This window comes from Salegentibacter profundi, assembly GCF_054121475.1.
This window is the reverse complement of the sequence record NZ_JBSYGG010000007.1, coordinates 25,127-51,875: the sequence shown is the minus strand read 5'-3', so window position 1 is coordinate 51,875 and position 26,749 is coordinate 25,127. Positions and strand designations below refer to the sequence as shown.

Here is a 26,749-nt window from a genome sequence, read left to right as displayed (position 1 = left end):
CCCAGGTCAGTGCTAAATTTTTCTTAAGAATTAGGAGGAGAGACAATCTCTTGGAAGGTGTTATAAAAGAATCAAGTCCAGGATATGGCTCTGCATTATGCTTTTTGAGCTACTCCTGGTTCCACATGAATTAGTACATCAAAAATTTCGGGTAGGCCGGAAAGGAGTTCTTTTTTTACCTTATGGGCAATATCATGGCCTTCTTTCACTGTTATTTCAGCATCTACAATTATATGCAGATCAACGTGAAAATGCATTCCTGTTTTGCGAACAAGACATTTTTCCGTTTCCAGAACTCCCGGGACTTTTTCACTAATTTTTTTTATCTCCTCTATCATTTCATCGAACATATGTTCGTCCATGACTTCTCCAAGGGCAGGCCTCAGGATTAAATAGGCGTTATACAAGATAAATCCTGCTGCCAGTAAAGCAGCCCAGTCATCGGCTGTTTCGTATCCTGGACCCATAAAGATCGCTATGGAGATTCCAAGAAAGGCCATAAGGGAAGTAATAGCATCACTTCGGTGGTGCCAGGCATCGGCTTTTAATGAGCTGCTTTTGGTTTGGTCTCCTTTTTTGGAAAAAAATCTATAAAAAACTTCCTTGATTAGAACGATAATGGCCAGGACAATAAGTGTATAGTTCTCCGGTATTTGGTGTGGGGTCCTTATGTGTTCAATACTTTCATATACAATTACTGTAGCTGAAATCACAAGAAAACCTACAACGGCAAAGGTGATCAAGGGCTCAGCCTTACCGTGGCCATAAGGATGGTTTTCATCAGGCGGTTTGCTGGAATATTTGAGTCCAAGTAAAACCAGAAAAGATGAAAAAACATCTGTGGTTGATTCTATCCCGTCTGCAATCAAGGCATAGGAATTCCCAAAGATACCGGTGAGGAATTTAGCCACGGCCAACACTGCATTGCCGGCTATACTCAAATAAGAGGCCTTAATGGCTTTTTGGGTGTTTTTGTTCATAAGGATAAATCGCAATTCAAAAATAAAGGTTTTTACGGGGAATTCGCAGTGGTGAATTCTAATTTATTGGGATTTCGGGTAGGCCGAAACTCACAGATTCCTTCTTCTTTACCACCACACCACGAAAAAAGCTTCGAATTCGGTTTCGGAACGTTTCATCCAGATAAGAGGGGATCTTTTCCTGGCAAATGAGCGGTGGATCTTTTCTTTAATCTCAGTAAAAGACACCCACTGCCTTCCAAGGCTTGGCCATACAGGCCAATCTAGTTTTGAGGGGGAATGATATTCGAATTCTTTGTATTGACTAGTATCAAATTCACTGAAAGATAAATAGTAACCGGCAATGCATTCCCTGTTTATTCTGGAAAAGGTATGTTTTTGGAATGCCCGTGGAATAAACAACTTTGCTTTAAAATAGGTCTGTTGAACAATATCCGTAGCAGTGAGATCCAATTGGTTCAACAAAAGGCTGGTTTCAGGTTTATAGAGTAGCGGAAATTGTTTCCTTTTTAATTTTTCGACTTTTTGCAGAAATGAATCTTTTCTATTAGGACCAATCCACCGCATTTCTTCCCTAGAATATGAAGGATCATAAATATAGAATTTATACACCAGTTCCAGGTGAATATTCTGGTGTGTATATAGGTCCATTATTAAAAAATCCAGTTCTCCCAAGGTGATCTTTTCCCGGCTTATCTGGATGTTATTGGTCAGTAACTTGTAGCGATCACTGTTTTTTATAAGAAGTTCAAAGAAACTTTCCATTCGCTTGCCCAGGACAAAATTGGATGATATGTTTGGAAGAGAAGCCTTGAGATCCGGAATTTCCCGGGAAAAAGCCTTGCCGGGATCAAATTGGGTTAATCCGAGTAATTCGCCACGCCAGAGTGGTGGGGTATGTAGGTAGCCTAGAAGTTGGTTCTTAATACGGTCTTCCATTATCCTTTCCCTGGTTTGCTATCGGTACTCAACAAATATCCAAAGGGCTTCATGGAGGGTACATTATTGAAAATAACATTGAGTATTCCTAAGACGGGAATTGCCAGGATCATCCCCATTACCCCCCAAACCATATTACCAAGGATAATAGCAAGGATTACAAAGAATGGATGAATATCTACTTTATCCCCTACAATGTATGGCTCTAAGATATAGCTTTCTATAAATTGTACGATGGTAAAAGTTAGAATGATTCCTATCAATACACCGGTTTCTCCCTGGGTGAGGTATCCAAAGAAAACTGCCAGGCCCATCCCGATTATATTTCCAATAAAAGGAATTAAAGTCAGAAATGCGGCTAGAATGGAAATAAGAATGAAGTTGTTGACCCCGGAAATCCCAAGTCCGATACTGTAAAATACCGAAAGCAGAAAAATTAGAATGAGTTTACCCCTGAGGTAGTACTGGGCAATGTGAGCGGTTTCATTGATGATTTCCTTTACTTCTTCCTTCCTGGAATCTGAAAATAATTTTAAAATGAATTTCTTGAACCTGCTGCGATAATTCAGAAGAAAAAAGATATAGATAAAAGTGAGCAGGTAATTACTCAGAAAGCTCATTACTGAGTTAAAGAAATTAAAAGCCTTTTTTCCAGAATCCATACTACTAACCATACTTCCCAGGTCATTTTCTTTCCGGTAATTTTCGAGGTCTTCCTTGTTTACTGGGGTATGTTCATAGACATAGGTGACCAGTTGTTCCACCTTTGGTTTCATCGTTTCGGTTATTTTATCCCAGTCATCTACAAAATTTTTAATCTGAAAGGAAATAAGAGCAAAGACCCCAAGGGAAAAAATAAACAAGCCAATGGTACTAAGCAAAGAGGAAATACTTCGGTTCAATGGTCCTTTTTCCATTAAATTCCCCAGTGGTATAAGCAGTAAAGCAAGAATTATTGCTGTAACCAGGGGCGCCAGAAAAGCCTTTGCCTCAGTAAGACCGATAAAGAAAAAATAGCTACCTATTATTATTGCAACTAGCGGGAAAAGGAGTTTTTCGTGAGACTTTATCATGGGTAAGTTAGGTTAGTTGCTAACAAATTAGAAAAACTTTTTGGCATTTAGAACCTTCTTTACAACTCTTATCAAAGGCTTAACAGATTTTTAAAATAAAACAAATGGTCCTGTTCCTATCTTTTGATTTCCACCGGTGTTATTTTTCAGATTTACCCTCACTCTGTTTCTGGCCGGGGTGGGCAAGGCAAAGCTATTAAAGCCATAAGTGAAATAGGAGGAGGGCACAAGAATTTTATTCTTGCCTAACAAAAGCTAAGTTAGTGTTCCTTTTTTTTAAGGGTCGACTTTTCCGTAAATTCCTTGAGCTCAATATTTGGATCCCCATATACCTCAATTACACTCCGGTCTCTGGCAGTGAGGATTAACTTGTCGCTTACCTGGACTTCATTTTTTGAGCGGCCTTCTGCCGTTACTTGTGCATTTACAGAGGTAAGCTTACTTCCATTGAATTTAGTGGAATGGTCACTACGAAGTTCGAACTGGTCGATTTCTCCTTCTATCCTGGCAGAGGCTTTTTCATAAAGGTCTAATTTGAAAACAGGCGAATATACCAGGGCTTCCAGGTCACTGGAATTATTTAATTGAAAATAAGTTTTATTTGCAGTAAGGTTCAGCTGGGTTTTACTATTATTATTCTTATATAGCTCGAATTCTCCTGCTGTTACGGTTAACCAGGCTTTGGCTTTTCCTTCGATTCGGACCTCGACATCCTGCAAATACAAATCTTCATCACTATACAATTCTACATTATCAGTTATTAGGATATGTTCTAAAAATCCCGGAAAGCTCAGAATGATCTCTAGGGATTTGCTGCTTTTAATAGGTTTGCTGCTTTTAATGTAAAGCGTATTGTCCACGATATTTGCTTTTATGAGGTCCTGCAGGTTATCATCGGCTGTAACTTCCATAGTTGCCACATCACCATTTTTTAGGCCCACTTCGAAATCGCCATGGATTTCTAGAGAGGTGAAATCCTCCATATCAATTCGTTGCACGGTAACATTCCGGCTTCCTTTAACTTTTTGGGATCCACAGGCGTACATCGTACCTAAAACAAGGAATAATAATAACAGTTTTTTCATTTCCATACATCGCATATTAACAAAGATATGAAAAGCCTCCCTTTTGGGGAGGCTCACTTAACATTTGTAAGTTTTTGAGTCATCTTCAGCGGCCTTACATTCTACTGAAATCTCTGTTTGCTCAGGTGGGGGATCCGTTACTACTTCCTGCTGAAAACCTAATGCGGCCAAAAGCATATTGATCAGAATATTTAACAATGTAGTCATCCTTCCTGTTTTAAATTAAGAAATAGTGAGCGTTCCGTCACCTACCTGAATGGTCTTTTTAAACTTCAGAGTTCTGGCCTGGCTGCTATCCCGTTCCATACGAGCATTAAAATCATCGGCTTCATCCCATTGGTCATTGCTTTCTATTTCCACATCAATGCTGTCTTCAGGAAAAGAAGTATCGGTATCTTCAAAATCACTTATTGGGCAATCCAGGCAAATGCTGCCGTCTTCGGTTATTTCAACAAAGTGACCTTCTTCACCACGGCTGAGAATATCTCCCCAGTGGAAAGAAGAGATATTATCATCAGCAAAAAGAGTAAGCCCCTCTGGTAAGTATAGCGTCAGTCGAACTTCCTGGTCGCGGAATTTATTTTCTGAGGGTGTAGTAAAGTAGGAATCCAACAATAATTCATTACCGGAAAAACTTGTACTATAGTCTATATTTCGAGCACGATCCCGGGCCTCAACATAATCTTTCCCTTCCGCAGTGCGGATGATTTCCAACCTGGCTATAGAATCTCTGGTGGATTTAATGGTAAGCCTGACATCGGAACTGTACAAAACCTTCTGGTTATTATTATCGTACTTGATTTTAAAATCACTTCTTCTATGAGCATATGCCGAATAATCAGGGTTATTTCTCATTCTAAGGTATAAAGTGTCCTGGGGAGTGATGGCCAGGTTTTCGGTGTTGACCTGCTCTCCATCGAATGCTCTATGAGTGGCCTGTTGCACCCCTATAGTAATAAGCCCGATTACCGCAAGTAACCATAATCCAAGCAAAACTAATTTTGCCGTTGTTCCTATGGATTTCAATCTTTTTACCAGGATCTTTAGTCCCAGGATAAAGAGAAAGAAAAATGGAATACCCACTGCAAAAAAGCTTAATAATGAAAGGACCCACAGTGGCGCACCGCTGGTAGCCATTTCGATATAATCACTCCATGGCGCATCAAATAATCCAAAAGTCCCTACGGTAAATAATCCTATAAACAACCCGATTAAAGTAGCCCCGGCAACAAGTAAAAGCAATACCCCTACCAGTTTCACAAAGACATTAATTAGGAATCTTATCACATCCCCTAGGGCAGTGGCGGCCGAACCGGCACCTTCTCTGGCTTTGTTTCCATATTTATCGTAATCAATATCTTTAACCTTTCCGGTTACATTGTCAAAACCCTCACGGATCTTTTTTTCGATGTTGCTTATGGTTACTTCCTCTCCGCGCATGGCGAGTTTATCGGCTGTGGTCTTTGCCTCAGGAACAAATATCCATAAGGCTAAATATATAAGTACAAAGGCACCACTGGAGAATATGGTAAGCAATATCCAAAGCAATCTTATCCAAATTGGTTCGATATTAAGGTAATGAGCCAGTCCTGAAGAAACTCCTCCTACATAAGAATGCTGCGTATCCCTGAAGAGTTGTTTTCCTTTAGAGCCAGTAGTTGTTTTTGGTGCGGGTTCATCCTCGAAGATTTCTTCATCGAGCATATAGTCTTCTGGTTGGCCCATAATGGCGATAACTTCTTCCACCTCTTTTACACTGATCACCTGGCGGTCGTTTTGAATCTTTTCATTAAAAAGTTCGGCGATCCGGGCTTCAATATCGGCAATGATCTCGTCGCTACCCTGGGTGGTGGTGAAAGAGCGTTTTATAGCATCCAGATAGTGCTGTAGCTTTGCGTAGGCGTCTTCATCAATATGAAAGAAAATACCTGCCAGATTTATATTTACGGTCTTATTCATGATTCTTGTTTTTTTGTTTGGTTACAATACTTACTGCGGTTTGTAATTCATCCCAGGTAGTAGTTAATTCTTTTAAGAAAAGCCTTCCGGTATCGGTGAGTCCGTAGTATTTACGAGGTGGTCCACTACTGGATTCTTCCCAACGATAGGTCAGAAGCCCCGCGTTTTTTAACCTGGTAAGTAAGGGGTAAATAGTACCTTCCACTACCAGCAGTTTGGCGTCTTTAAGGGTGTCCAGAATCTCGGCTACATAGGCGTCTTCGTCTTTTAAGACAGAGAGAATGCAGTATTCCAGAACCCCTTTGCGCATTTGCGCTTTGGTGTTTTCAATCTTCATAGCCTTTAGTTTTGAGTGTTGTTAAACTGTTCATTTTTTGATTGATGATTTGATGAATTATTATCTGCTCCTAAAAAATTAATGCTGAGGGGATATCGGTAAGTTTTACCTTCGCTGGCCTTGATTGCGGCCTGTACAACGGCAAAGATTTCCAGGATGAAAAGTCCAAGAAGCAGGGTGAGTACGCCCCCAAGGATTAATCCAAAAGGGAATAGCCTGGCCAATTCTCCCAGATTAGGGTCGTCCTTAAAGGGAAAATGGGTGCTGTCCAGACTCAATTGCATTCCGGTAAAGACCATTCCTGCAATTCCTCCCATAACTAGAACTATAAAGTAAAGAAAGATACTAATCTGAAAGTTAAGGGCCTGTTTACCATGATGGTCGATAAATCTATTTTCTTTTCTTATCAGCCATAATACCAATGGAAAAATAAAATTTCCCAGGGGAATAAAGTACTTGGTAAAGGCTGAAAGATGTAGCAGACTTGCCAGGGTTCGGTCTTCTTTTTTGATTGCTGAGTTCATAACCTATTAATTTATATTACAAATATATGTCTAAAAGAAGGTATTATGCAACACATAGTACCTAAATTTAACATTTAATTAAGAAAATAGTGGTGAAGGGGTAATGTTAAAATCGATATTTTAGGGAGAAAATAGAATGTCATGTCCTTAACCCCTGCTAAACTGAATTTATATTTAATGACCAAGCTTCCGAGCGCCTGGATCACAGGAGTACGTGTCAAACAAATCGATGCCGATTCTTGTAAGGTAGGCGTAAAGCATTCCTGGATTAATCAAAATCCGTTTAAATCCATGTATTTTGCTGTACAGGCGATGGCTGCCGAGTTAAGTACTGGTGCACTGGTCATGCAGCAAATAAAAGCAAGTAATAAAAAGATATCGATGTTAGTGGCGCGAAACAAAGCGGTTTTTACAAAAAAGGCTACAGGACGGATTATTTTCACCTGTGTTGAGGGACATATGGTCAACCAGGCTATTGAAAATACTATTGCTAGTGGAAAAGGGCAGACATTTTGGATGAAGGCTACCGGGCTAAACGAAACCGGAGAGGTGGTTTCAGAATTCGATTTTGAATGGACTGTAAAATTAAAAGAATAGGATTATAAACTAACCAACAGGGAATAAAATGAATGCACACGAAATTGATTTTCAAATATACGGGGAGGAGATGCAGTTTGTTGAACTGGAACTGGATCCCCAGGAGGCCGTAATTGCCGAGGCAGGAAATTTCATGATGATGGACCAGGAAATTCAAATGAACACCATCTTTGGGGATGGTTCAAAACAAAATGAAGGTTTTCTTGGTAAAGTCCTTGGTGCCGGAAAACGGCTACTTACCGGCGAAAGCCTTTTTATGACGATATTTTCCAATGCGGGATCAGGTAAGAAAAAAGTAAGTTTTGCTTCTCCTTATCCCGGCAAGATTATTCCCATAGACCTTACCCGTTATGATGGTAAATTCATTTGTCAGAAAGATGCTTTTCTCTGTGCCGCCCGTGGGGTTTCAATTGGAATTGAATTCAGCCGGAAACTTGGTCGCGGATTTTTTGGCGGTGAAGGGTTTATTATGCAGCAAATAGAAGGCGATGGGATGGCTTTTGTACATGCCGGGGGTACCATGGCCAGGAAAGAATTACGCGTAGGAGAAAAACTCAAAGTAGACACCGGGTGCATTATTGGTTTTACCCAGACTATCCAATATGATATCGAGTTCGTAGGCGGTATTAAAAACACTTTTTTTGGTGGGGAAGGTTTATTCTTTGCCACCCTAACCGGGCCGGGGACGGTTTATATACAAAGCCTCCCATTTTCAAGGCTGGCTAACAGGGTATTGCAAGCCGCTCCACAAGGAGGTGGAAAGGATAAAGGTGAAGGCAGCATTTTGGGCGGACTCGGAGATGTTATTGGAGGGGATCGGCGGTTTTGAGATGTTAAAATAAAAATATATGCTTAAACAATTCAAAAATTTTCCTTATATTGAAGCAGTTTAAAATCCACCGCTTATAGCAAATTTCTACGCTTTAATTAACCTATCTAATAACTTAAACAGTTCAAATTATGGCGAGAGCGATGTTTGAATACACCAAAACTGTACTTGATAAAGTTAGTTTTGACCCGGTGTTATTTTGCAAAGAAGTAAAAAAAGCTTTGCAGCGCCTTTTACCTCACGAGATTGAGGAACTTAGAATCTGGATCGAAGCCTTAACCCGCAAACATCCCGAATTGAATCAATGTTTAATCTATTTAAATCCATAAAAAAGCGGCTTTCGAGCCGCTTTTTCTTTTTGGATGATTCTTCGAAGTATTATTCGGAAAAATAGGATTTCCCTTAGTGAGGCTTCTATGAGGTTATGATTTTAAAAATCTAATTAAATTCCTAGAGTTGAAGTTCCTTTTTACTGTTGCTAAGGGGACTTATGATCTTTACATTCTGAAAAGCAATGGCACCCTTTACTACACCTGCGATAGTGCTTCGAAGCGCTTCAATGATCTGCATTTTAAGTTCGCTGCGGTTATAAATAAGACTTACTTCCCTTGCCGGCACGGGATCATGAAACATTCTAAGATTTTCTTTTTCAGAATCTTTAATATCCAGGGTATGCAGGTAGGGCAGTAGGGTCATACCCAACCCTTCATTAGAGAGTTTGATAAGGGTTTCAAAACTCCCGCTCTCCAATTGGAAATGGTCTTCATCATAATTTCGGGTGGCCTTACAAAGGTTTAGAATGCCATCTTTAAAACAATGCCCGTCTTCCAGTAAAAGTATATCGTCTATATCCAGATCTTCTACTTTGATCTTGGCCTCTTTATGCAACCTATGGGAAGGGGGAATGTAGCCTACAAAGGGCTCATAGTATAATACATTTTCCTTTATCCCGTTAAGTTCCAGTGGGGTGGCTGCGATTGCTGCATCAAGATGCCCCTCACGAAGTCTTTCGATGATAGCCTGAGTACTGAGTTCCTCTATTTTAAGTTTGACCTTTGGATACTTTTTGATAAAATTACTGATAAACATCGGTAGTAACGTAGGCATAACGGTTGGGATAATTCCCAATCTGAAAATTCCGCCGATATAGCCTTTCTGCTGATCTACAATATCCTGAATCCTGTCGCTTTCATTTACAATATTACGAGCTTGCTGTACGATTTTCCTTCCGGTTTCGGTAAGTTGAATCGGTTTTTTACTTCTATCAAAGATCTGTACATCCAACTCTTCTTCGAGTTTCTGGATCTGCATACTCAAGGTAGGTTGGGTCACAAACACCTTCTGGGCGGCTCTGGTAAAGTTTTTATGTTCGGCAACCGCCAGGACGTAATGTAATTGCGTTATTGTCATAGATATTAATTTTCAGTAGATGCAAATGTATAAGATTTTTCTATTAAGAAAAGAAAGATTCTTTATTTTATAGCGGACTGATTATAACATTCCTCGAGCTTTGATCTCAAGATATTTATTGATGGTATTGATACTTAGCTTTTCAGGTTTAGAGAGGATGGCCTGTATCCCATTTCTTTGAAGTTCCTTGAGTATTAATTTTTTATTTTGTTCGAATTCTTCTGCAACCGTTTGATGTGCCGCAATATGGATATCCTTAGCACCAGCTTCAATAAGCTTATGTAAAGTGGTATTTTCAAAAAGAATAACTACTAAAAGATGATTTTTGGCAAGGGCTTTTAAGGATGCTAATCGTTTTTTTAACCCTGATATATGTTCAAAATTGGTATACAAAATAAGCAGGCTGCGCTGGGGAAGCTGCTTTTTTAAATGGGAGTATAAGAGTCCATAGTCTGAATCGAAGTAATTGGTTTCAATATTATACAAATGTTCCTGAATCAGGTTTAACTGGCTCATCCGGGAGTTGGCCTTCAGCAAAAATTCCATTTTATTAGAAAAGCTAATCAAACCTACTTTGTCCTTCTTTTTCAGAGCGATGTTGGAAAATGCAAGGCTGGAATTAATCGCGTAATCCAGAAGGCTAAGTCCTTCAAAAGGCATCTTCATCACCCGACCAGTATCGATTACCGAATACACTGGTTGGGAACGTTCATCCTGAAACTGGTTCACCATCAGGTTTCCCTGTTTGGCAGTGGCCTTCCAGTTTATAGTCCTGGCATCGTCGCCTCTTACGTATTCTTTTATTTGTTCGAACTCCATGGTATGGCCAATACGGCGGATCTTTTTCAAGCCTGGACGTGAGATCCGCTGATCGGTTGCCAGAAAATCCAGTTGTCGCATCTGCTTAAAAGATGGGTAAACCTTAACCATCTGATCACTATCGAAAGTATATCGTTTTTTTACTAGTCCCAGGTTTGCAGTGGTGAAAATATTCAGCCTGCCAAAATGGTACTCTCCACGGGCAACGGGTCGTACAAAATAGCTGGCCTCTTTTTCCGTGCCGGCTTCCAGAAGAAAACGCATTAAAAAATCCCTTTTCTGAAACTGTAAGGGCAACTCATCAATGAGTTCACAGTGAATTTTGAAATTTCTCAGATTACGAATTTCAAGCTTCACTTCATTTTCGTCTGAATTTGAGAATTTCACCGGTAATATCCGCTTAGCAGAAATTCCTTTTCCCTTAAAGAGAATTCCTATGTCTATTAGTACTAGTACAAACATCAAAACGGCCACCATCCAGGTCACCGGATATAAAAAGGGGATCCAGTAGGAAAACAAAAAGCCTACCGAGATCCCAAAAAGAAGCTGGAAAAAGCGCTGGGTTAAGTAAAGGGATTTAAAGAACTTTCTCACCTAACGAGGAATTTCAATGGAATGACTGATCATCTCAATGACATCCTTGGTCCGCAGGCCTTCCATTTCTCGGTCAGGACTTAGGATAAGACGATGCCCTAATACCGGCTGCAACATCTTCCTAATATCTTCAGGAATAACGAAATCTCTACCATTAATTGCAGCCATGGCTTTAGCCCCATTCATAATAGCAATGGAGGCCCGGGGGGAGGCCCCAAGATAAAGATGTGGATGGTGTCGCGTTTTACCTACTATTTGAGTAATGTACTCTAAAAGCTTTTCTTCTATTTTTATCTCATGGATCTGATTTTTTAATTCCTCCAGACGTGCCGGTTCCAAAACGGGTTCGATTTCGCCTTCTGGGAGCATGCCTTTTCTTGTTTGATGTCCTTTCAAAATACTGAGTTCTTCTTCCGCACTTGGATAATCTACCTCTATTTTAAAGAGGAACCGGTCAAGCTGTGCTTCGGGCAAGGCGTAGGTTCCTTCCTGTTCTATAGGATTTTGGGTTGCCAGTACCATAAATGGTGCCTTCATCGCATACATCTTTCCGTCTATAGTAATCTGACGTTCTTCCATGACCTCAAATAGTGCGGCCTGGGTTTTCGCCGGAGCACGGTTGATCTCGTCTATAAGGACAATATTGGAAAAGATCGGTCCGGGCTTGAATTCAAATTCAGAGTTTTTCATATTCAATACCGAGGTTCCCAATACATCACTAGGCATAAGATCTGGTGTGAATTGTATCCTGCTAAAACCTGTATGAAGCGTCCTGGAAAATAATTTAGCAGTTAAGGTCTTTGCAATACCCGGAACCCCTTCTATAAGCACATGCCCATTAGTAAGCAGACCCACGATAAGTAATTCCACAAATTCCTCCTGGCCCACTATGATCTTTGAAAGTTGGGATTTAAGACTATTTACCGAGTCTTTCAGGTCCTCAAGGGGAAGGCGGCTGTCAAAATTTATTTCATTATTCGGGGTGCTGTCCTTTTTTTCCATTTTTTGGGTTTTTAAAGCTGGCCATGGCACGGCTGAGTTGCAGGAATTCTTCCTTACTGATATTTTCTTGTGCCTTAAGCTGCTGTATTTTGCTGAATAATACTTTGGTTTGTTTTTCCTTATTTCCGCTTTTAGCCGTTAATTTCTCCTGAAAATCTGCCTTGAGATCCTGAGTCGACAACTGGTATTTGCTGCGGATATACTCTAAAAATAATTCAATTTTTTTAAAAGTTATTTCCCGGTAGCGATCCTGCTCCAAAAACAAATTACTGATGTTTCGGGTATATTCATAAGTTTTGTTCTCCTGGGGGTTAACAATAGGGATTGGTCTTTGGCGTCGTTTTCCCTGGAAGATAAGATAAAGTACTGTGGCAAGAAGTAAAAAATAATAGGACCATTTTAAAGGTCTATTTTCCAAAAGGTAATATAGGGGAGAACTGTAAAGACTTTTTCCCGATTTATAATAACTGTCCCAGTACAGGGGCTCTGAGGGATCTAAATAGCCCAGAACCGTCTCGGCATAGTGGTAATTATTGGCCTGTAACATAAAATAGTTACTGAATGCCTCCGGGCTGGAATGCAGCAGTATTTGCCCTTTTCCGAATCTGGTTTGTACGAAATTTGGTTTTTCGTCAGATTTCTCCCCTTTTAAAACGGCGGTTCCCAGGATAGAATGGGCCAGGGAATCGGTTTTGGTAAAGGCTAGGGTTTCAATGTCAAAATTAAGTTTATAGTTTTCAGGATAATTCCTGAGTTTTAATTCTGGCCTACTCTTAATATGCCTTGTTTGGGCCTCTAGATTCAGCGTATCCAAAAGATTCTTTCCTATATATCCGGTCGAAATAAAGACGGTATTTCCCTGGTCTACCCAGTCCAATAGCTTATGGAGTTCACTTTGATCAAAGACCACATGGTCATTTAAAAAGAAATAAATGCCGCCGGGTGCATTTCCTTTAGCTAAAAACTCAAATGGAGGCTGAGTAATATTCTGGATATTACGGGTTTTTTTCCAGCTTTGATAGAAGGCAAAACTACCCAGTGGGAGCTTGTCCTTTTCAGAATAACTGGGATTCATATTCAGGGGAGCAGGTTCGTTGGCTTCCAGAATGGTCAAGGCTATTACAAAAAGAAAAAATAATCCTAATCCTATTTTCCACTTTTTATCCATAGAATTGGGATTTTATCATTTCTTCAATATCTAAAAAGGCACTTTCTGCCAGGTGGTATTTCTCCTGGCTAACCTGGAAATCTCCATACCAACTATATTCGTATATGCGGGTTATCCTATTAAACTGATATTGGAGCTTCTGGGATTTTAATTCTGCAGAATAATCCTGATTAGTCTTATCAAAATTATAATCGATGACCCCATATCTATCCATTTTTCTGAGCGTATCCAGGTAGTGATACCGAATGGCCAGACGGAAATTTTCCTGGGAAACCGCTTTCCTAATGAGTTTTCTTATATCCTCGGATCGGATAATCTTCTCCTCCTGGGAATAAAATACCTTTGCTTGCGTTGCGGAATGGGCCGGAGCATAGTTCGGGTTAAACTTTACAAATAGCCACGCGATCAGGAATAAAACCATTAAAAGCAATAAGTAGGGGAATGCTACTATTAAAAGTTCCAGAAGGCTTCCAGGCTCATAACCTCCAAAGAGCCATTCTATGAGATCATGATATATTTTACCGATCCAAGCTTTAAACTGAGTCCACCAGCTAATGGTAGTTTCCCGGTCCAGGTAGGCAAAATCCTTATCGCTGCGCCACTTTTCAAGAAGTTTTTCATCGAATTCAAGGCTTTGTAAATCACCTGCCCCCTGCGAGGTAGTTTCAATGATATGCTCCTGTGAATATGTTTTTCCAGGGAAATGAAGAAATAAACCTAAAGCAGGGAGCAGTATTTTCATCAGGAATTATTTCCAAGCCTATCGATACGTTCGTACGTGCCGGTGAAGTGCTTCTTTTCGTTAAGGTGAAAATAAAGAAAAGCAACCCCAATTGGGATAAGAGAATAAAAAATATACTGTACCAGGGAGGATAAAATACTAAAAAGGATATACACCCAATCGAACATCTCACTCATATCCGCAGCGGAAGCTTCATTAACGCTGGTAAATGCCTTTACAAAAGTGTAGATTATTAGTGGTAATTGGAATACAAGGCTTATTACATAAATAATAATCCAGAAAAAAAGCAAAGTCAAAAAACTCATCCACCAATTGTCCTTGACTAGTTTAAAGCCTTCGGTTATACTTTCAGTTATGCTTTGATGTTTAAAGACCATAGCAGCCATCGCAATACTTAGAGGCACACTAATATATATTCCGGGAATCAAAAAAAGCATCATTCCTGTAAAGATAAATATCCAGGAAATGATATTGAGACCGAACATTTTTCCCATGTCATCCTTGGCCCATGTAGTAACTTGCTCATCCCTGATTTCACCTTCATTTTCAATATAGGATCTAATCAGGTTAAATACTGTAGCATAGACTGCAGAAAAATATAGAAGTAGGGTAAGGGCTAAAATTCCGAATGAAATGATAAACCCACCTGACATAAAAATTTCTGAATTCAGGGGATCGCCAAGGGTGCTATACGAATAATAACTCAGAGCAGCTATTAACAGTAAAAATGCCGGTCCGGCCACTTTGATCAGCAAGCGGAAATAAGCCCTGTAATTTTCCCTGAGGAACTTAAAGCTAATGCTTATAATTTCCCCCATTTCCCTTTGTTGTTTAAACTGAATTAGGTCGCGATTCATCCTTGAATTTTAATTTTTTATAAAGATAACTTGGGTAAAATACATAGTAAAATAAAATTAGGGCCAGGGAACCTGAAATTATTAAGATCGCCAGCCAATCGGGCATAAGGGTAATACGCGTAACGAAACCTTCCAGAAAGCCTGCAAGGACAAAAAAGGGAACTGTGCTCACGACTATTTTAAGACCGCTTTTTATTCCCCGTGTAAAGGATGTGAGCCTGGTGTAGGTGCCGGGAAAAAGTATCCCCTTACCAACGACCAGTCCGGCACAACCGGCAATGATAATCACCGAAATCTCCAGAGTACCGTGTATCCAAATCGTTCTTGCAGATTCCCACAAGAGTCCCTTATCATAAAAGAAATATTGAAAGGAACCCAACATTATGGCGTTTTGCATCATCACAAAGACAGTTCCAACCCCGGCAAAAATACCCAGAATAAACACGCTAAAAGCTACCCTGATATTATTGATAGTAATCCCCAGAAACATATCGGTTCGCGCCATTTTCTTATACACTGCCATGGGATCGTTATCAGCGATGTTTTGCAGGGTCATATTCACATATTCATCACCCATTATAAACCGCACAAAGGCAGCATCTCCCGAGGCTGAAAATGCTCCGACAATGGCAAATAATATGAATATTAAAAAACTTAGAAGAAGTTGTTTCCGATATGAATAGAATTCCAGAGGAAATTGCCTCATAAAGAAGACCACTAATCGATTTCCCGATTCCTTTCGACTATGGTGAATTTTTCGGTGAGCCCTGGCTGCCAGGGAGTTTATGTAGGAGGTGGTGTTACTTTGAGGATAAAAGGTCTGGGCATAGCTCAAATCGTCACTTACCTCAATATATAAAGCCGAAAGCTGATCAGGAGCTAGTGCATTTTTATTCTCAAGGAGGCTTTCAAACTTTAACCATTTATCCTTATTTTGCCTAACAAAGGCTGCCTCACGCATAGTTTTGTTATTAAGACTCAAAGAAACATATTAAATGGATAACTTTCAAATTGAAACCGCTCAAAATATTAGTATTCAGCAAAACGTGGCAGGGGTTGGGGACCGCATCCTTGCATTTATTGTAGACAGTTTTATATTAGGAATTTATCTTATTCTGAGTTCATTTATGATTTCTGGTACTGGCCTGGACAGTGCAGGAGAATTTGTGTACTATTTAATCCTTGGAGTGCCCCTTTTGCTTTATTACCTGCTCTGGGAAAGTCTTTGGAATGGACAAACCCCTGGTAAAAAAATTCTCCAGTTACGGGTTGTAAAAATAGACGGATCCCGTCCTGAACTTTCAAATTTTGTCATTCGCTGGTTGCTTCGACTAATAGATATAAGCATCAGCAGTGGAGCCATTGCCGTTGTAAGCATTTTATTAAACGGCAAAGGTCAGCGTCTGGGCGATATTGCTGCAGGAACCACTGTGATTAGCGAGAAGAAACAAATCGGCCTTGAAAATAGCCTGGGGGTTGATCTTCCAGAAGATTACCGGCCGCTTTATCCGCAGGTCAGTATGTTGAGCGATTCGGATATTCAGGAAGTCAAAAACTTATATGGCAATGCCAGGATTAGCGGGAATCATCAGATTATCATTGAACTCTCCAAAAAGTTAGCTCAGATTCTGGATATCACCCCCCAACAACAACCCAGGGATTTTGTCCAACAGGTGATTACTGATTATAATTTTTATACAGGGCGCTGAGATTATTCGATAATTTCGACATCTATTTCAATATTATCAATGGGCCATTCGGACTGGCCAGTTTTTACCTTGGATATTTCATCGGCAACATCCATCCCTTTTGTAACCCGGCCAAAAACAGTATGGTCATTGTCAAGATGATGTGCGCCATCAGCCTTGGTGACGATAAAAAACTCAAATGGAGAGGAAGCTTTACTGACATTTTGTTCGCTGTATTTTGCTGCTGAAAAGGCACCCCGAACGTGTCTGTGTCCAGCCTCAAATTCACTGGGAATCAGGTAGGAACCTATTTTGCTCCTGTGTCGGGCCGTAGCCCTGTTATCCGAATTCCCACCCTGGATAACAAAATTAGGAGCCACCCGGTAAATATAGGTGTGGTCAAAATAATGATCTTTTGTGAGCATTATAAAATTAGCACGATGCAATGGAGTATCCCTGTAAAGACTAACTTCTATATCTCCAAAGTTGGTAATAATCCTGATACGGGTTTCGGGATTATGTTGGCCATATTCTGTTAGGGTTGGTATCAATTCCTCCTGTTCAATAGGGAAGTCTATGCTAGTAACACCCTTTTCTTCAGGTGGTTCAGAAGGGGCCTTTTGATCCGGTAAAGGAGTTAGAGAATCCACCTTTTTTTCTTTATTTTCCAAGGTGTCTGCCAGGGTTTCTGTATTACTTTTAGAAGAAGATTGTTTATCTTCACAACTACTGAAGATCAAAATAAATGCAAAGGGTAAAACCGAAAGGAATCGTATCATGGATTTTCAATATTTTAAAGACAGCATCCCAAAATTAAAAAAATTACCGCTTCCCGGCGAGGAAGCCCACCATAAATTGATACCAGCTACCAGACTTGAGGAGCTATCCCTATTGGACATCAACAAAAGAAATCCTTTAAGAGCCGGAGTGATGGCGGTATTTTATCCGGGAAAAGACCTCCATACCAAAATGGTATTAATATTACGTAAAACCTATCAAGGGGTGCATTCCAACCAGATTGGTTTTCCTGGAGGGCGACAGGAGAGCTCAGATCGTGATATTATACATACGGCATTAAGAGAAACTGAAGAGGAGGTGGGAATCCCTCAATCTGATATAAAAGTAATTAAGGCTCTTACAAAATTATATATTCCACCGAGTAATTTTTGGGTTCACCCTTTTATGGGGCTCCTTGAACACACTCCTAATTTGAAACCTCAGGAAAGCGAAGTAGAGGAAATCCTGGAAGTAGCCCTTGCAGATTTTATGGATAATAAATGTTTTGTGAATCAGACCCTGAGCACCAGTTACGCAAAAAACATCGAAGTACCGGCCTTCCTGCTCAATGATCAGATAGTTTGGGGGGCTACTGCCATGATGCTTAGTGAAATAAAGGTATTACTAGAAAAAGCCTTCTAAAAACTGAATTATATTATATTTGCCCGGTTTCCCGGACTTCGGTAAAGGCTAATAAAAAATATTAAAGTAAGAACATGGGCTTGTTAAAAAGAAACCCATTTGGGCATATTCTGTTTTTAAAAAAATGGCTTATCCGGATCTTCGGGGTGCTTACCCATCAAAGATACCAGGGGTTTAATCAGCTGAAGATCGAGGGCTCAGAGATCATCAAGGACCTTCCCGATACCAATGTACTTTTTATTTCCAATCACCAGACCTATTTCGCTGATGTGACAGCGATGTTCCATGTTTTTAATGCTAGTCTTAGCGGGCGGGTTGATACCATTAAAAACATCGGATACATCTGGCAACCTAAACTTAATATCTACTATGTGGCGGCCAAAGAAACGATGCGATCCGGACTTTTGACCAGAATTATGGCTTATGCAGGTTCCATTAGTGTAGAGCGCACCTGGCGTGAGAAAGGAAAGGAAGTTGAACGCCAGGTAAATCCACATGATACGGAGAATATTGGAAAAGCTTTAAAGGATGGATGGGTGATTACTTTCCCACAGGGTACCACCAAACCTTTTAAACCGATCAGGAAAGGAACCGCTCATATTATTAAAAACCATAAACCTATTGTAATCCCTATAGTGATTGATGGCTTTAGACGATCATTCGACAAGAAGGGATTACGAATTAAAAAGCGGGGAATCCTACAATCTTTTGTCATTAAACCCCCATTGGAAATCGATTATGAAAATGAGAGTATCGAAGAAATCGTAAGTAAAATAGAATATGCCATTGAACAACATCCATCCTTTTTAAAAGTCATACCGAGTGCAGAGATTGAAGAGATGGAAAAAATGAATGAAAAACGACGCTGGGGGGAATATTAATTCATCCGGCATAGAAAAGAGGAGAGATTTAATTTGCAACGGAAACGCTTTTATTATTTAATCAAGATACAGTACCTCGGGTTTAGGTTGCATGGATGGCAAAAACAACCAGATGTTAAAACTGTAGAGGGATTGATTACCAAGACCCTCCAATATGTCATCCCTACCGAGAAATTCAAAATTTTAGGAACCAGCCGCACCGATGCGATGGTGTCCGCTATGGACAGCGCCTTTGAGCTTTTTATAGAAGAGAACCCCCTGGAAGACCTGGATGGATTTCTCAAACTTTTCAATCTTAATTTACCCCAAGATATCCGGGCAACATCCATTACTGAAGTCGATTCGAAATTCAACATCATTCAGCATCCAAAATTCAAGGAATACACATATCTCTTTAGTTTTGGAGAAAAGAATCATCCTTTTTGCGCCCCTTTAATGGCCAATTTTCAGGAGGAATTGGATATTGAAAAAATGAAACAGGCTGCAACTTTATTTAAAGGAAAACATAATTTTAGAAATTACTGCATAAGGGTTTCACCAAACAGCATTTTTGATCGCAATATTCTAAACTCCGAAATTTTGGAGAATACGGAAATAACAGCCAGTTTCTTTCCTGAACATACTTTCCTATTTCGAATAAGTGGGGCAGGTTTCCTACGCCACCAGGTAAGGCTTATGATGGGCGCTTTAGTACTGGTGGGTCGTGGAGAATTAAATTTGGATGATATTCGCCTGAGCCTGCAATCCGAAAACATGCAAATGGATTATATTGCCCCGGCTTCCGGACTTATTCTTAGTAAAGTTGAATTTGAATGATTATTCCTGTTCTTTGTTTTTCTTATCTAAAACTGCCAGCCCACAGCGGATGCTCCAGTAATCCAGGCTCCCTTCAAAATGTTCATAATAGGCCTTTAAGGTCCCCGGATTATCTAAAACCTGGCGCGCTTTCTCTATAGCCTCTATTTCATTTTTAGTGACAAATCTCCCCATATCAATATCCTCACCATTATTGTAGAGTTTGGCCAGATGGGAATAAATAGTGGTTATTGCAAGTTCGCGTTTTCTCGAAATCTCTTCCACGGTATGGCCTTCCTGGTAAAGCTCTAGGGTTATTTTATGGGTATTACCATTTCTGGTTTTTTTGCTTGTGGGCTTCTCCTTTGAAAAAGCGATAATTTCCTTGATGAATCGGTAACCATAATCCTGCATTTTTTTACGACCCACTCCATTAATAAGGATAAAAGCTTTGTCAGTCATAGGGCGTTCTTTCTCCATTTCTTTCAAAGCGGCGTCATTGAAGATTTGGTAAGCGGGTATACCTTGTTCACGGGCGATTGTTAAGCGCAATTCCCTGAGCTTTTCGAAAAGAGAATTCTTAGCAGCAATTTGGGTAGTCTTCTTATTATTTAAACCCGCTTTGCGCTCAGGCACCCTAGCCAGCTGTACTTTCTCTGATTTGAAAAGGACGTTTTTTGCAATTTTAGTAAGTCGTAAATTATTGTGTCGATGGAATGCGATCTCCAAATAGCCAAGGTTAATTAATTGGATTAGATAGTTTTGCCAATGTGTCCATGAGATATCCTTTCCGATTCCAAAAGTTTTTAAATCAGAGTAATTCCTGGTAAAAATCGTTTCATTTTGGGCACCTCTTAATACGTCAATGACCGTAGTTAAGGGTTCCTGATCTTTTAATCGATAAATGCAGGAGAGCGCCTTTTGAGCAATAATAGTTCCATCGAAAAATTTAGGAGGATTTCGGCATATATCACAATTCCCGCAATCTTCCTGTTTGAGCTCCCCGAAATAATTCAATAAAATTTTTCTTCTGCAGGTAAGCGATTCAGAATATTGTTTCATCCGGTCCAGTTTGGCAAGCTGAACTTCACTGTTTCCAGCTGTGGAGGCAAATTTTTGCAATTGAACCACATCGGCATAACTGTGAAACAATAAAGTCTCTGATGGCAGTCCATCCCTTCCTGCACGACCTATTTCCTGGTAATAGCCCTCCATATTTTTGGGCATATTATAATGTATGACCCAGCGAATATTGGATTTATCTATTCCCATGCCAAAAGCAATAGTAGCACAAATGATCTTACTGTGGTCATTTATAAAATCGTCCTGAATTTTTATCCGGGTCTCGTGATCCAAACCGGCGTGATAAGCTTCTGCTGAAAGCCCCCGGGCCTTTAGCTTAGAAGCGAGTTCTTCAGTGGTTTTGCGGCTAAGGCAATAAATAATTCCACTTTCGTTCTTTCGCAAGTGAATAAATTTTTCGATCTGTTCAAAGCGCTTTATCCCGGGCCGCACCTCTAAACTTAAGTTTTTCCGATCGAAAGAGGCGATATGTTTTTGGGCCTTGCTAATACCTAGCTGATTACAAATATCCTGTCTAGTTGCTTTATCAGCAGTGGCCGTTAGCGCAATCAAAGGGGTTTTTGGGAATCGTTTTTTAAGAAAACCCAGCTGGGTGTAAGCCGGTCTGAAATCATGACCCCAACTCGAAATACAGTGAGCTTCATCAATGGCGATTAAACTCACTTTACCCTTAGAAAGGAATCGATCTATCATCTGAAGACTTTCAGGAGCCACATAAAGGAGTTTTAGCTCCCCGTTTTCTATACTTGTAAAAATATCCCGTTGTTGCTTTTCAGTCTGGCTGCTGTTAAAAAAGGCCGCCGGAATACCGTTTGCTGTAAGTCCATCAACCTGGTCCTTCATTAATGCGATCAAGGGGGATATCACCAGAGTGATCTCCGGGAGTAATAATGCTGGAAGTTGAAAGCAAATAGATTTTCCTCCCCCCGTTGGCATGATAACCAGGTTATCCTGAACCTTAAATACCGAGGTGATTATTTTTTCCTGAAGCGGTCTGAAAGAATCATAACCGAAATATTCTTTAAGGGTACCTAACAAACGGGATTTTTCCATAGCCCCAAATTTAGGTTTTTGAGTTGGAAAGAAGAAGAGGGTTGAACCTTGAAAATATTGTTTTAATTATTAAGAAGGACCTTGCAATACCAAATCGCATCAAAATATTTCGTAAATTTAGGATGATAATTATGAAGCAGCTCACCCTTATATATCTAAGCTTTACCCTTTTATTGCAAGGGTTCAATCCAGGACTAACAGACTTGGTTAAGGTAGCGGATATGTTGCAGCACTTTGAATATCATTCTCAATTATACGGAGATAATTTCACTGATTTTATTTCCAAGCATTACGGGGCTGCGAAAATGGCACATCAGGAAGATCCGGAAGATCATCCGGATCACGAACACTTACCTTTTAATCAACAAAATTCCCTGCAGACCACTTTGGCTTTTTATATTCCGCAGTATAAACTTCCTTTATTAAAATTACCTGTAGTAGAGAAACATTCCTTAAATTTCATTTATAAAGAAGGGCACTCTGTATTTGGTAACACCGAAATTTTTCAGCCTCCCCGAACCCTGTAATCTATTTTAGTTTTTCCGCTTTTGCTTTGTTTCACAGATTACACCAACTAATATGCTGTCCAAAATTATCAGTTTCAGTATTAAGAATAAACTAATTATTCTTTTGTTCACCCTTTTTATAATTGCCTACGGACTTTTTTCCCTAAGCCAATTATCCATAGGAGCGGTACCCGATATCACCAATAACCAGGTCCAGGTTATTACCACTTCCCAAAACCTTTCTACCCAGGATATGGAGCAATTCATAACCTATCCCGTAGAACTGGAAATGGCAAATTTACCTGGAGTGGAGGAGATTCGTTCGGTGTCAAAATTTGGATTATCGGTAGTGACCATTGTTTTCGATGAGTCCATGGGCACCTATTTACCAAGACAGCTCCTGGCAGAAAAAATCAAATCGGCTTCAGAAAATATTCCTGAGAGTTTTGGCCAACCTGAAATGGGACCGATAACTACGGGACTTGGCGAAATCTATCAATACATATTGGATACCAAACCCGGCTATGAGGACCAGTATTCGGCCATGGAACTCAGAACGATCCAGGACTGGATAGTCAAGAGGCAACTGTCAGGAATCCCTGGAGTTGTTGAGGTAAACAGTTGGGGAGGGAAGCTTAAGCAATATGAAGTAGCTTTAGACTCAGAGAAGTTAATGGCGATGAACATCACTGCCTCTGAGGTCTATACTGCCCTGGAGAAAAATAACAGCATTGCAGGCGGAGGTTATATTGAACGTCTTAATCAGGCTTATTTTATCCGTGGTGAAGGCCTGTTAACTTCCCTGGAGGATATTGAGCACATCGTGGTTAAAAATCCTGATGGGAACCCTATTTACATTAGGGATATTGCGGAGGTTGGTTTCGGTTATGCCACTCGTTTTGGCGCGATAACAGGAAACGGGGAAGGTGAGAAAGTGCTTGGCCAGGTGATGATGATCAAAGATGGAAACTCCAAACAGGTTATTGAAGCGGTAAAAGATAGGGTAGCCGAGGTTTCAGAAAGCTTACCCGAAGGTGTTTATATCAATGCTTTCCTGGACAGAAGTGAACTCATAGACAAGACCACCTGGACCATTACAGAGAATCTGATCCTGGGATGTCTTATTGTAATCTTCGTTGTGGTCTTATTACTTGGTAACTTGCGATCTGGCTTGGTGGTGGCTTCCGTAATTCCCCTGGCTTTACTCTTTGCCTTCTCCCTTATGTATCTCTTTGAAGTCGATGCCAATTTAATGAGCCTGGGAGCCATCGATTTCGGAATAATAATCGATGGTGCAGTGATCATAGTGGAGTTTATCGCCTACCAGATGACGATGAAAAAAACTGATCTTGAAAATCTTTCCAAAACAGAATTAAGTATTGCCAAGGATAAGATCACCTTTACCGGGGCCTCGAAAATGATGAATTCCGCAATCTTCGGGCAACTTATTATATTAATCGTGTTTATTCCCATTTTGTCCCTTAGTGGAGTGGAAGGGAAGATGTTTAGACCAATGGCCTTAACATTCAGCTTTGCATTAATTGGAGCGATGATTCTGTGTTTTACCTATGTTCCAGTAATTTCTTCAATGGTTTTGAAACCCGGGAAATTATCCGATAAGAATATTTCCGTTCGATTGATGCGTTTTATCACCAAACTCTATGGGCCGACAATTGCATGGGCTCTAAAAGCTAAAAAGCTCATCCTGGGCCTTGCTGTTGCTATCCTGGGCATAACTTTATATATATTCACAACCATGGGAGCGGAATTTGTCCCAACCCTGGATGAAGGGGACTTTGTTATTCAGCCGGTATTTAAAACAGGAACCTCTTTGAGTAAGACTATAGAGCTCACCACTAAAATGGAGAAAATCCTACTGGAATTCCCAGAAGTTAAACAGGCGGTGACAAGAATTGGAGCAGCTGAAGTTCCAACAGACCCGATGTCCATGGAAGAAAGTGATGTAATAATCACTTTAAGTCCTAAAAAGGATTGGGTCACAGCAAAAACCAAGGATGGTCTTGCAGAAAAGTTTAAAGAGGCCCTGATGATTATTCCAGGGATGGAAGTTGAATTTACCCAGCCCATTGAGATGCGTTTTAATGAACTTATTACTGGGGTAAGGGCTGATATTGCGATCAAGATCTTCGGGGAGGATTTAGATATACTGAATCGAAAAGCCCATCAGATTGAAAGCCTTATAAGAAATGTGGAGGGTGCCGCAGATATTACGGTGGAAAAGATCGCCGGACTTCCACAAATGAGTGTAAAATATGACCGGGCCAAAATTGCTCGGTATGGCCTTAATATTTCAGAGGTTAATGAGCTGGTAAGTGCTGGTTTTGCCGGAAAAAAAATGGGAAGTGTATTTGAAGGAGAGAAACGCTTTGACCTTGTGGTGAGACTTAATGAGGAAAACCGCCAGGATATTTCCAACCTGGAAAACCTTTATGTAGATACCCCAAAGGGAAATAAAATCCCATTAAATGAACTGGCGGAAATAAGCTATCAAAAAGGGGCGGCTAAGATTTCCAGAGATGATACCAGGAGAAGGATTGTAGTCGGGGTCAATGTTAGGAATCGTGATCTTCAATCGGTGGTGGATGATGTGGAGGCCCTGATCAATACTAATATTGAATTACCTCCAGGCTATAATATTACCTATGGCGGCCAGTTTGAGAATTTGCAAAGTGCCAAAAATAGGTTAAAAATAGCTGTGCCTGTAGCGTTGGTCCTCATTTTTATTCTGCTGTATTTCGCTTTTCAGTCGGTGCGAGATGCATTGATAATTTATTCGGCTATTCCACTGGCAGCAGTGGGCGGTGTATTACTGCTTTGGCTCCGAGGTATGCCTTTTAGTATTTCGGCGGGCGTTGGGTTTATCGCGCTCTTTGGGATCGCTGTATTAAACGGTATAGTCCTTATTGAACATTATAAAGAATTAAAAAAGGAGGGTATGGAACATTCAGACCATTTAATGCAAAAAGGAGCCAAAGATCGCCTGAGAGCTGTGCTATTAACAGCTTCTGCTGCAGCCCTTGGATTCCTTCCTATGGCCGTCTCGGCAGGAGCCGGGGCCGAGGTTCAACGACCATTAGCAACGGTGGTCATAGGAGGCTTGGTAACGGCGACCTTACTGACCCTGGTAGTCCTTCCTGTTTTGTATTCTATTTTTGGTGGAAAGGAAGCTGGAGAAGGTAATGTGCATTTTAAAAAGAGTAAATATAAACTACCTATAATCATCCTGCTTTTTTCCCTTCCCGGGTTCAGTCAGGATAAGGAGTTGAAATTCGAAGAGGTTCGCGAGCTGGCCATGGAAAATAATGCTGGGTTAAAGGTTTCAGACCTTAACAGGGCTGAAGCTGATGCCATGGTAAATTCGGCATTTGATTTCGATAAAACCGAGATCTATTATAATTATAACCAAATGGAACAAGGGCCTACCGATGAGCCCTTTAGAATATTCGGAATTCAACAGAATTTCTCTTTTCCCACGGTTTATTTTTCGACTAAAAAACTCAATAAAGCTAACGTGAACGTTCAGAAGGAAGCTTTCCAACTAGGGATCCTTCAATTGGAAAAGGAACTGGCTTCCGCCTTTTATCAGCTCAGGTATGAACAGGAGAAAGAAGAAATCTTTAAGGTTCTTGACAGTTTATACAGCAGGTTTGCTTATGCCGCGACACGAAGGTATGAACTGGGGGCTACCAATTACCTTGAAAAGATAACGGCCCAGGCAAAACAAAGGGAACTACAAACCCGGTATCAACAAGCAGGGGAAGAGGTTAAGGCGGCCTACCAGATGTTGTGGAGCAGGGTTCAGGCTGACGAAGAATTCAAGATAGCGAAAGGGAATTTGGAGAAATTGGAACTGACACGTTTGGGAATTGAAAACCACCAACTTCTTGATTATTATACAAGTAGAGAAACCTATTTTAAGGCTAGAAATAGGTTGGAAAAACAACAACTTTTACCGGATTTCAGCCTAAACTATTTTGAAGGGACCACTCCAGATATTGATTATAGCTTATATGGATATCAGATAGGAATTAAAATCCCTCTACTTTTTAGCCATCAGGCTTCAAGGATCAAAGCCTCCAAAATAGCCATGGACCGGGCAGCCCAGCAGACCCTAAATAACAGGACCCTTCTATTAACCAAATTCAACCAACTCCAGGCACAACTTAGAAAATACCAACAGGCGCTGCGTTACTATGAAAACGAAGGCAGGGAGCTCTCCAGGGAGATCCTGAAGACTGCAAATGGAAGCTATGAAAATGGGGAGATTGATTTTTTTCAATACATACAAAGCCTTGAAAATGCTTATGATATTCAACTGTCTTACCTGGAAAACCTCAATGCCTACAATCAAACTATCATTTCCTTGAATTATTTAAATCTTTAATATC

26 protein-coding genes are annotated in these 26,749 nt (G+C 40.3%); 9 read left to right on the top strand and 17 right to left on the bottom strand.

Features of this window, described 5'->3' with window-relative positions:
* Positions 1 to 95: 95 nt before the first annotated feature.
* From ACW6NC_RS10435 to ACW6NC_RS10400, 8 genes are all read right to left on the bottom strand, one after another.
* A complete protein-coding gene (locus ACW6NC_RS10435; RefSeq protein WP_457865835.1) occupies positions 96 to 980 on the bottom strand; it encodes a cation diffusion facilitator family transporter in 885 nt (294 codons plus the stop codon).
* 108 nt (positions 981 to 1,088) lie between these two features.
* Positions 1,089 to 1,919: a DUF1853 family protein gene (locus tag ACW6NC_RS10430; protein ID WP_457865834.1), complete on the bottom strand. Its 831-nt coding sequence runs from the start codon at positions 1,917 to 1,919 to the stop codon at positions 1,089 to 1,091.
* A complete protein-coding gene (locus ACW6NC_RS10425) occupies positions 1,919 to 2,992 on the bottom strand; it encodes an AI-2E family transporter (RefSeq protein ID WP_457865833.1) in 1,074 nt (357 codons plus the stop codon). Before ACW6NC_RS10425 ends, ACW6NC_RS10430 begins: the two co-directional genes overlap by 1 nt.
* A 260-nt stretch (positions 2,993 to 3,252) precedes the next feature.
* Entirely contained in the window at positions 3,253 to 4,083 is an 831-nt protein-coding gene (locus ACW6NC_RS10420; RefSeq protein WP_457865831.1) for a GIN domain-containing protein, read from the bottom strand.
* Positions 4,084 to 4,134: 51 nt separating this feature from the next.
* Positions 4,135 to 4,284 (bottom strand): hypothetical protein, encoded by a 150-nt coding sequence (locus ACW6NC_RS10415; protein WP_457865830.1) that lies wholly within the window; start codon positions 4,282 to 4,284, stop codon positions 4,135 to 4,137.
* 15 nt (positions 4,285 to 4,299) lie between these two features.
* A complete protein-coding gene (locus tag ACW6NC_RS10410) occupies positions 4,300 to 6,036 on the bottom strand; it encodes a PspC domain-containing protein (RefSeq protein WP_457865829.1) in 1,737 nt (578 codons plus the stop codon).
* Positions 6,029 to 6,373, bottom strand: coding sequence for a PadR family transcriptional regulator (locus tag ACW6NC_RS10405; RefSeq protein ID WP_457865828.1), 345 nt, complete (start codon positions 6,371 to 6,373; stop codon positions 6,029 to 6,031). Before ACW6NC_RS10405 ends, ACW6NC_RS10410 begins: the two co-directional genes overlap by 8 nt.
* A gap of 5 nt (positions 6,374 to 6,378) precedes the next feature.
* On the bottom strand, positions 6,379 to 6,897 hold the full coding sequence (locus ACW6NC_RS10400) for a DUF4870 domain-containing protein (RefSeq protein WP_457865826.1): 519 nt from the start codon (positions 6,895 to 6,897) through the stop codon (positions 6,379 to 6,381).
* A gap of 141 nt (positions 6,898 to 7,038) precedes the next feature.
* Between ACW6NC_RS10400 and ACW6NC_RS10395 the strand changes: the two genes are divergently transcribed.
* The 3 genes from ACW6NC_RS10395 (at position 7,039) to ACW6NC_RS10385 (ending at position 8,652) form a co-directional block, all read left to right on the top strand.
* The gene (locus ACW6NC_RS10395) at positions 7,039 to 7,494 is read left to right on the top strand and encodes a DUF4442 domain-containing protein (RefSeq protein ID WP_457865824.1); all 456 of its coding nucleotides are present in this window, start codon (positions 7,039 to 7,041) and stop codon (positions 7,492 to 7,494) included.
* A 28-nt stretch (positions 7,495 to 7,522) separates the two neighbouring features.
* On the top strand, positions 7,523 to 8,323 hold the full coding sequence (locus tag ACW6NC_RS10390; RefSeq protein ID WP_457865822.1) for a TIGR00266 family protein: 801 nt from the start codon (positions 7,523 to 7,525) through the stop codon (positions 8,321 to 8,323).
* A 131-nt stretch (positions 8,324 to 8,454) separates the two neighbouring features.
* Complete coding sequence (locus ACW6NC_RS10385; RefSeq protein ID WP_093410819.1) at positions 8,455 to 8,652, top strand: hypothetical protein; 198 nt, start codon at positions 8,455 to 8,457, stop codon at positions 8,650 to 8,652.
* A 121-nt stretch (positions 8,653 to 8,773) separates the two neighbouring features.
* Here ACW6NC_RS10385 and ACW6NC_RS10380 read toward each other — a convergent pair whose 3' ends face one another.
* The 7 genes from ACW6NC_RS10380 to ACW6NC_RS10350 all read right to left on the bottom strand — a co-directional run bounded on the left by ACW6NC_RS10380 (position 8,774) and on the right by ACW6NC_RS10350 (position 15,876).
* Positions 8,774 to 9,733: a LysR family transcriptional regulator gene (locus tag ACW6NC_RS10380; RefSeq protein WP_457865820.1), complete on the bottom strand. Its 960-nt coding sequence runs from the start codon at positions 9,731 to 9,733 to the stop codon at positions 8,774 to 8,776.
* Between the two features lie 81 nt (positions 9,734 to 9,814).
* Complete coding sequence (locus ACW6NC_RS10375; protein ID WP_457865818.1) at positions 9,815 to 11,146, bottom strand: DUF58 domain-containing protein; 1,332 nt, start codon at positions 11,144 to 11,146, stop codon at positions 9,815 to 9,817.
* Positions 11,147 to 12,148, bottom strand: coding sequence for an AAA family ATPase (locus ACW6NC_RS10370; protein ID WP_457865817.1), 1,002 nt, complete (start codon positions 12,146 to 12,148; stop codon positions 11,147 to 11,149).
* Positions 12,120 to 13,316, bottom strand: a complete 1,197-nt coding sequence (locus tag ACW6NC_RS10365; protein WP_457865815.1) for a DUF4350 domain-containing protein — start codon at positions 13,314 to 13,316, stop codon at positions 12,120 to 12,122. Before ACW6NC_RS10365 ends, ACW6NC_RS10370 begins: the two co-directional genes overlap by 29 nt.
* Positions 13,309 to 14,058: a DUF4129 domain-containing protein gene (locus ACW6NC_RS10360; protein ID WP_457865813.1), complete on the bottom strand. Its 750-nt coding sequence runs from the start codon at positions 14,056 to 14,058 to the stop codon at positions 13,309 to 13,311. Before ACW6NC_RS10360 ends, ACW6NC_RS10365 begins: the two co-directional genes overlap by 8 nt.
* Positions 14,058 to 14,915: a hypothetical protein gene (locus tag ACW6NC_RS10355; RefSeq protein ID WP_457865812.1), complete on the bottom strand. Its 858-nt coding sequence runs from the start codon at positions 14,913 to 14,915 to the stop codon at positions 14,058 to 14,060. Before ACW6NC_RS10355 ends, ACW6NC_RS10360 begins: the two co-directional genes overlap by 1 nt.
* Positions 14,890 to 15,876: a stage II sporulation protein M gene (locus ACW6NC_RS10350; RefSeq protein WP_457865810.1), complete on the bottom strand. Its 987-nt coding sequence runs from the start codon at positions 15,874 to 15,876 to the stop codon at positions 14,890 to 14,892. The genes ACW6NC_RS10355 and ACW6NC_RS10350 overlap by 26 nt, the downstream gene beginning before the upstream one ends.
* A 34-nt stretch (positions 15,877 to 15,910) precedes the next feature.
* Here ACW6NC_RS10350 and ACW6NC_RS10345 point away from each other — a divergent pair, with 34 nt between their 5' ends.
* Positions 15,911 to 16,624: an RDD family protein gene (locus ACW6NC_RS10345; protein ID WP_457865809.1), complete on the top strand. Its 714-nt coding sequence runs from the start codon at positions 15,911 to 15,913 to the stop codon at positions 16,622 to 16,624.
* A gap of 2 nt (positions 16,625 to 16,626) precedes the next feature.
* Here the strand turns inward: ACW6NC_RS10345 and ACW6NC_RS10340 are convergent, their stop codons facing one another.
* Positions 16,627 to 17,382, bottom strand: coding sequence for a peptidylprolyl isomerase (locus ACW6NC_RS10340; protein ID WP_457865807.1), 756 nt, complete (start codon positions 17,380 to 17,382; stop codon positions 16,627 to 16,629).
* On the opposite strand from ACW6NC_RS10340, the gene ACW6NC_RS10335 reads away from it, so the two are divergent.
* The 3 genes from ACW6NC_RS10335 (at position 17,381) to truA (ending at position 19,719) form a co-directional block, all read left to right on the top strand.
* A complete protein-coding gene (locus tag ACW6NC_RS10335) occupies positions 17,381 to 18,022 on the top strand; it encodes an NUDIX hydrolase (RefSeq protein ID WP_457865805.1) in 642 nt (213 codons plus the stop codon). The two genes, ACW6NC_RS10340 and ACW6NC_RS10335, sit on opposite strands and share 2 nt — an antisense overlap.
* 74 nt (positions 18,023 to 18,096) lie before the next feature.
* The gene (locus ACW6NC_RS10330) at positions 18,097 to 18,903 is read left to right on the top strand and encodes a lysophospholipid acyltransferase family protein (protein ID WP_457865803.1); all 807 of its coding nucleotides are present in this window, start codon (positions 18,097 to 18,099) and stop codon (positions 18,901 to 18,903) included.
* 33 nt (positions 18,904 to 18,936) lie between these two features.
* Positions 18,937 to 19,719, top strand: coding sequence for a tRNA pseudouridine(38-40) synthase TruA (gene truA, locus ACW6NC_RS10325; protein WP_457865801.1), 783 nt, complete (start codon positions 18,937 to 18,939; stop codon positions 19,717 to 19,719).
* Here the strand turns inward: truA and recQ are convergent, their stop codons facing one another.
* Positions 19,720 to 21,834, bottom strand: coding sequence for a DNA helicase RecQ (recQ, locus tag ACW6NC_RS10320; RefSeq protein ID WP_457865799.1), 2,115 nt, complete (start codon positions 21,832 to 21,834; stop codon positions 19,720 to 19,722). It lies immediately after the preceding gene.
* Positions 21,835 to 21,965: 131 nt separating this feature from the next.
* Here recQ and ACW6NC_RS10315 point away from each other — a divergent pair, with 131 nt between their 5' ends.
* Together ACW6NC_RS10315 and ACW6NC_RS10310 are read left to right on the top strand one after the other, a co-directional pair.
* Entirely contained in the window at positions 21,966 to 22,361 is a 396-nt protein-coding gene (locus ACW6NC_RS10315; RefSeq protein ID WP_457865797.1) for a hypothetical protein, read from the top strand.
* Positions 22,362 to 22,413: 52 nt separating this feature from the next.
* Complete coding sequence (locus ACW6NC_RS10310) at positions 22,414 to 26,745, top strand: CusA/CzcA family heavy metal efflux RND transporter (protein ID WP_457865795.1); 4,332 nt, start codon at positions 22,414 to 22,416, stop codon at positions 26,743 to 26,745.
* Positions 26,746 to 26,749 lie beyond the last annotated feature (4 nt).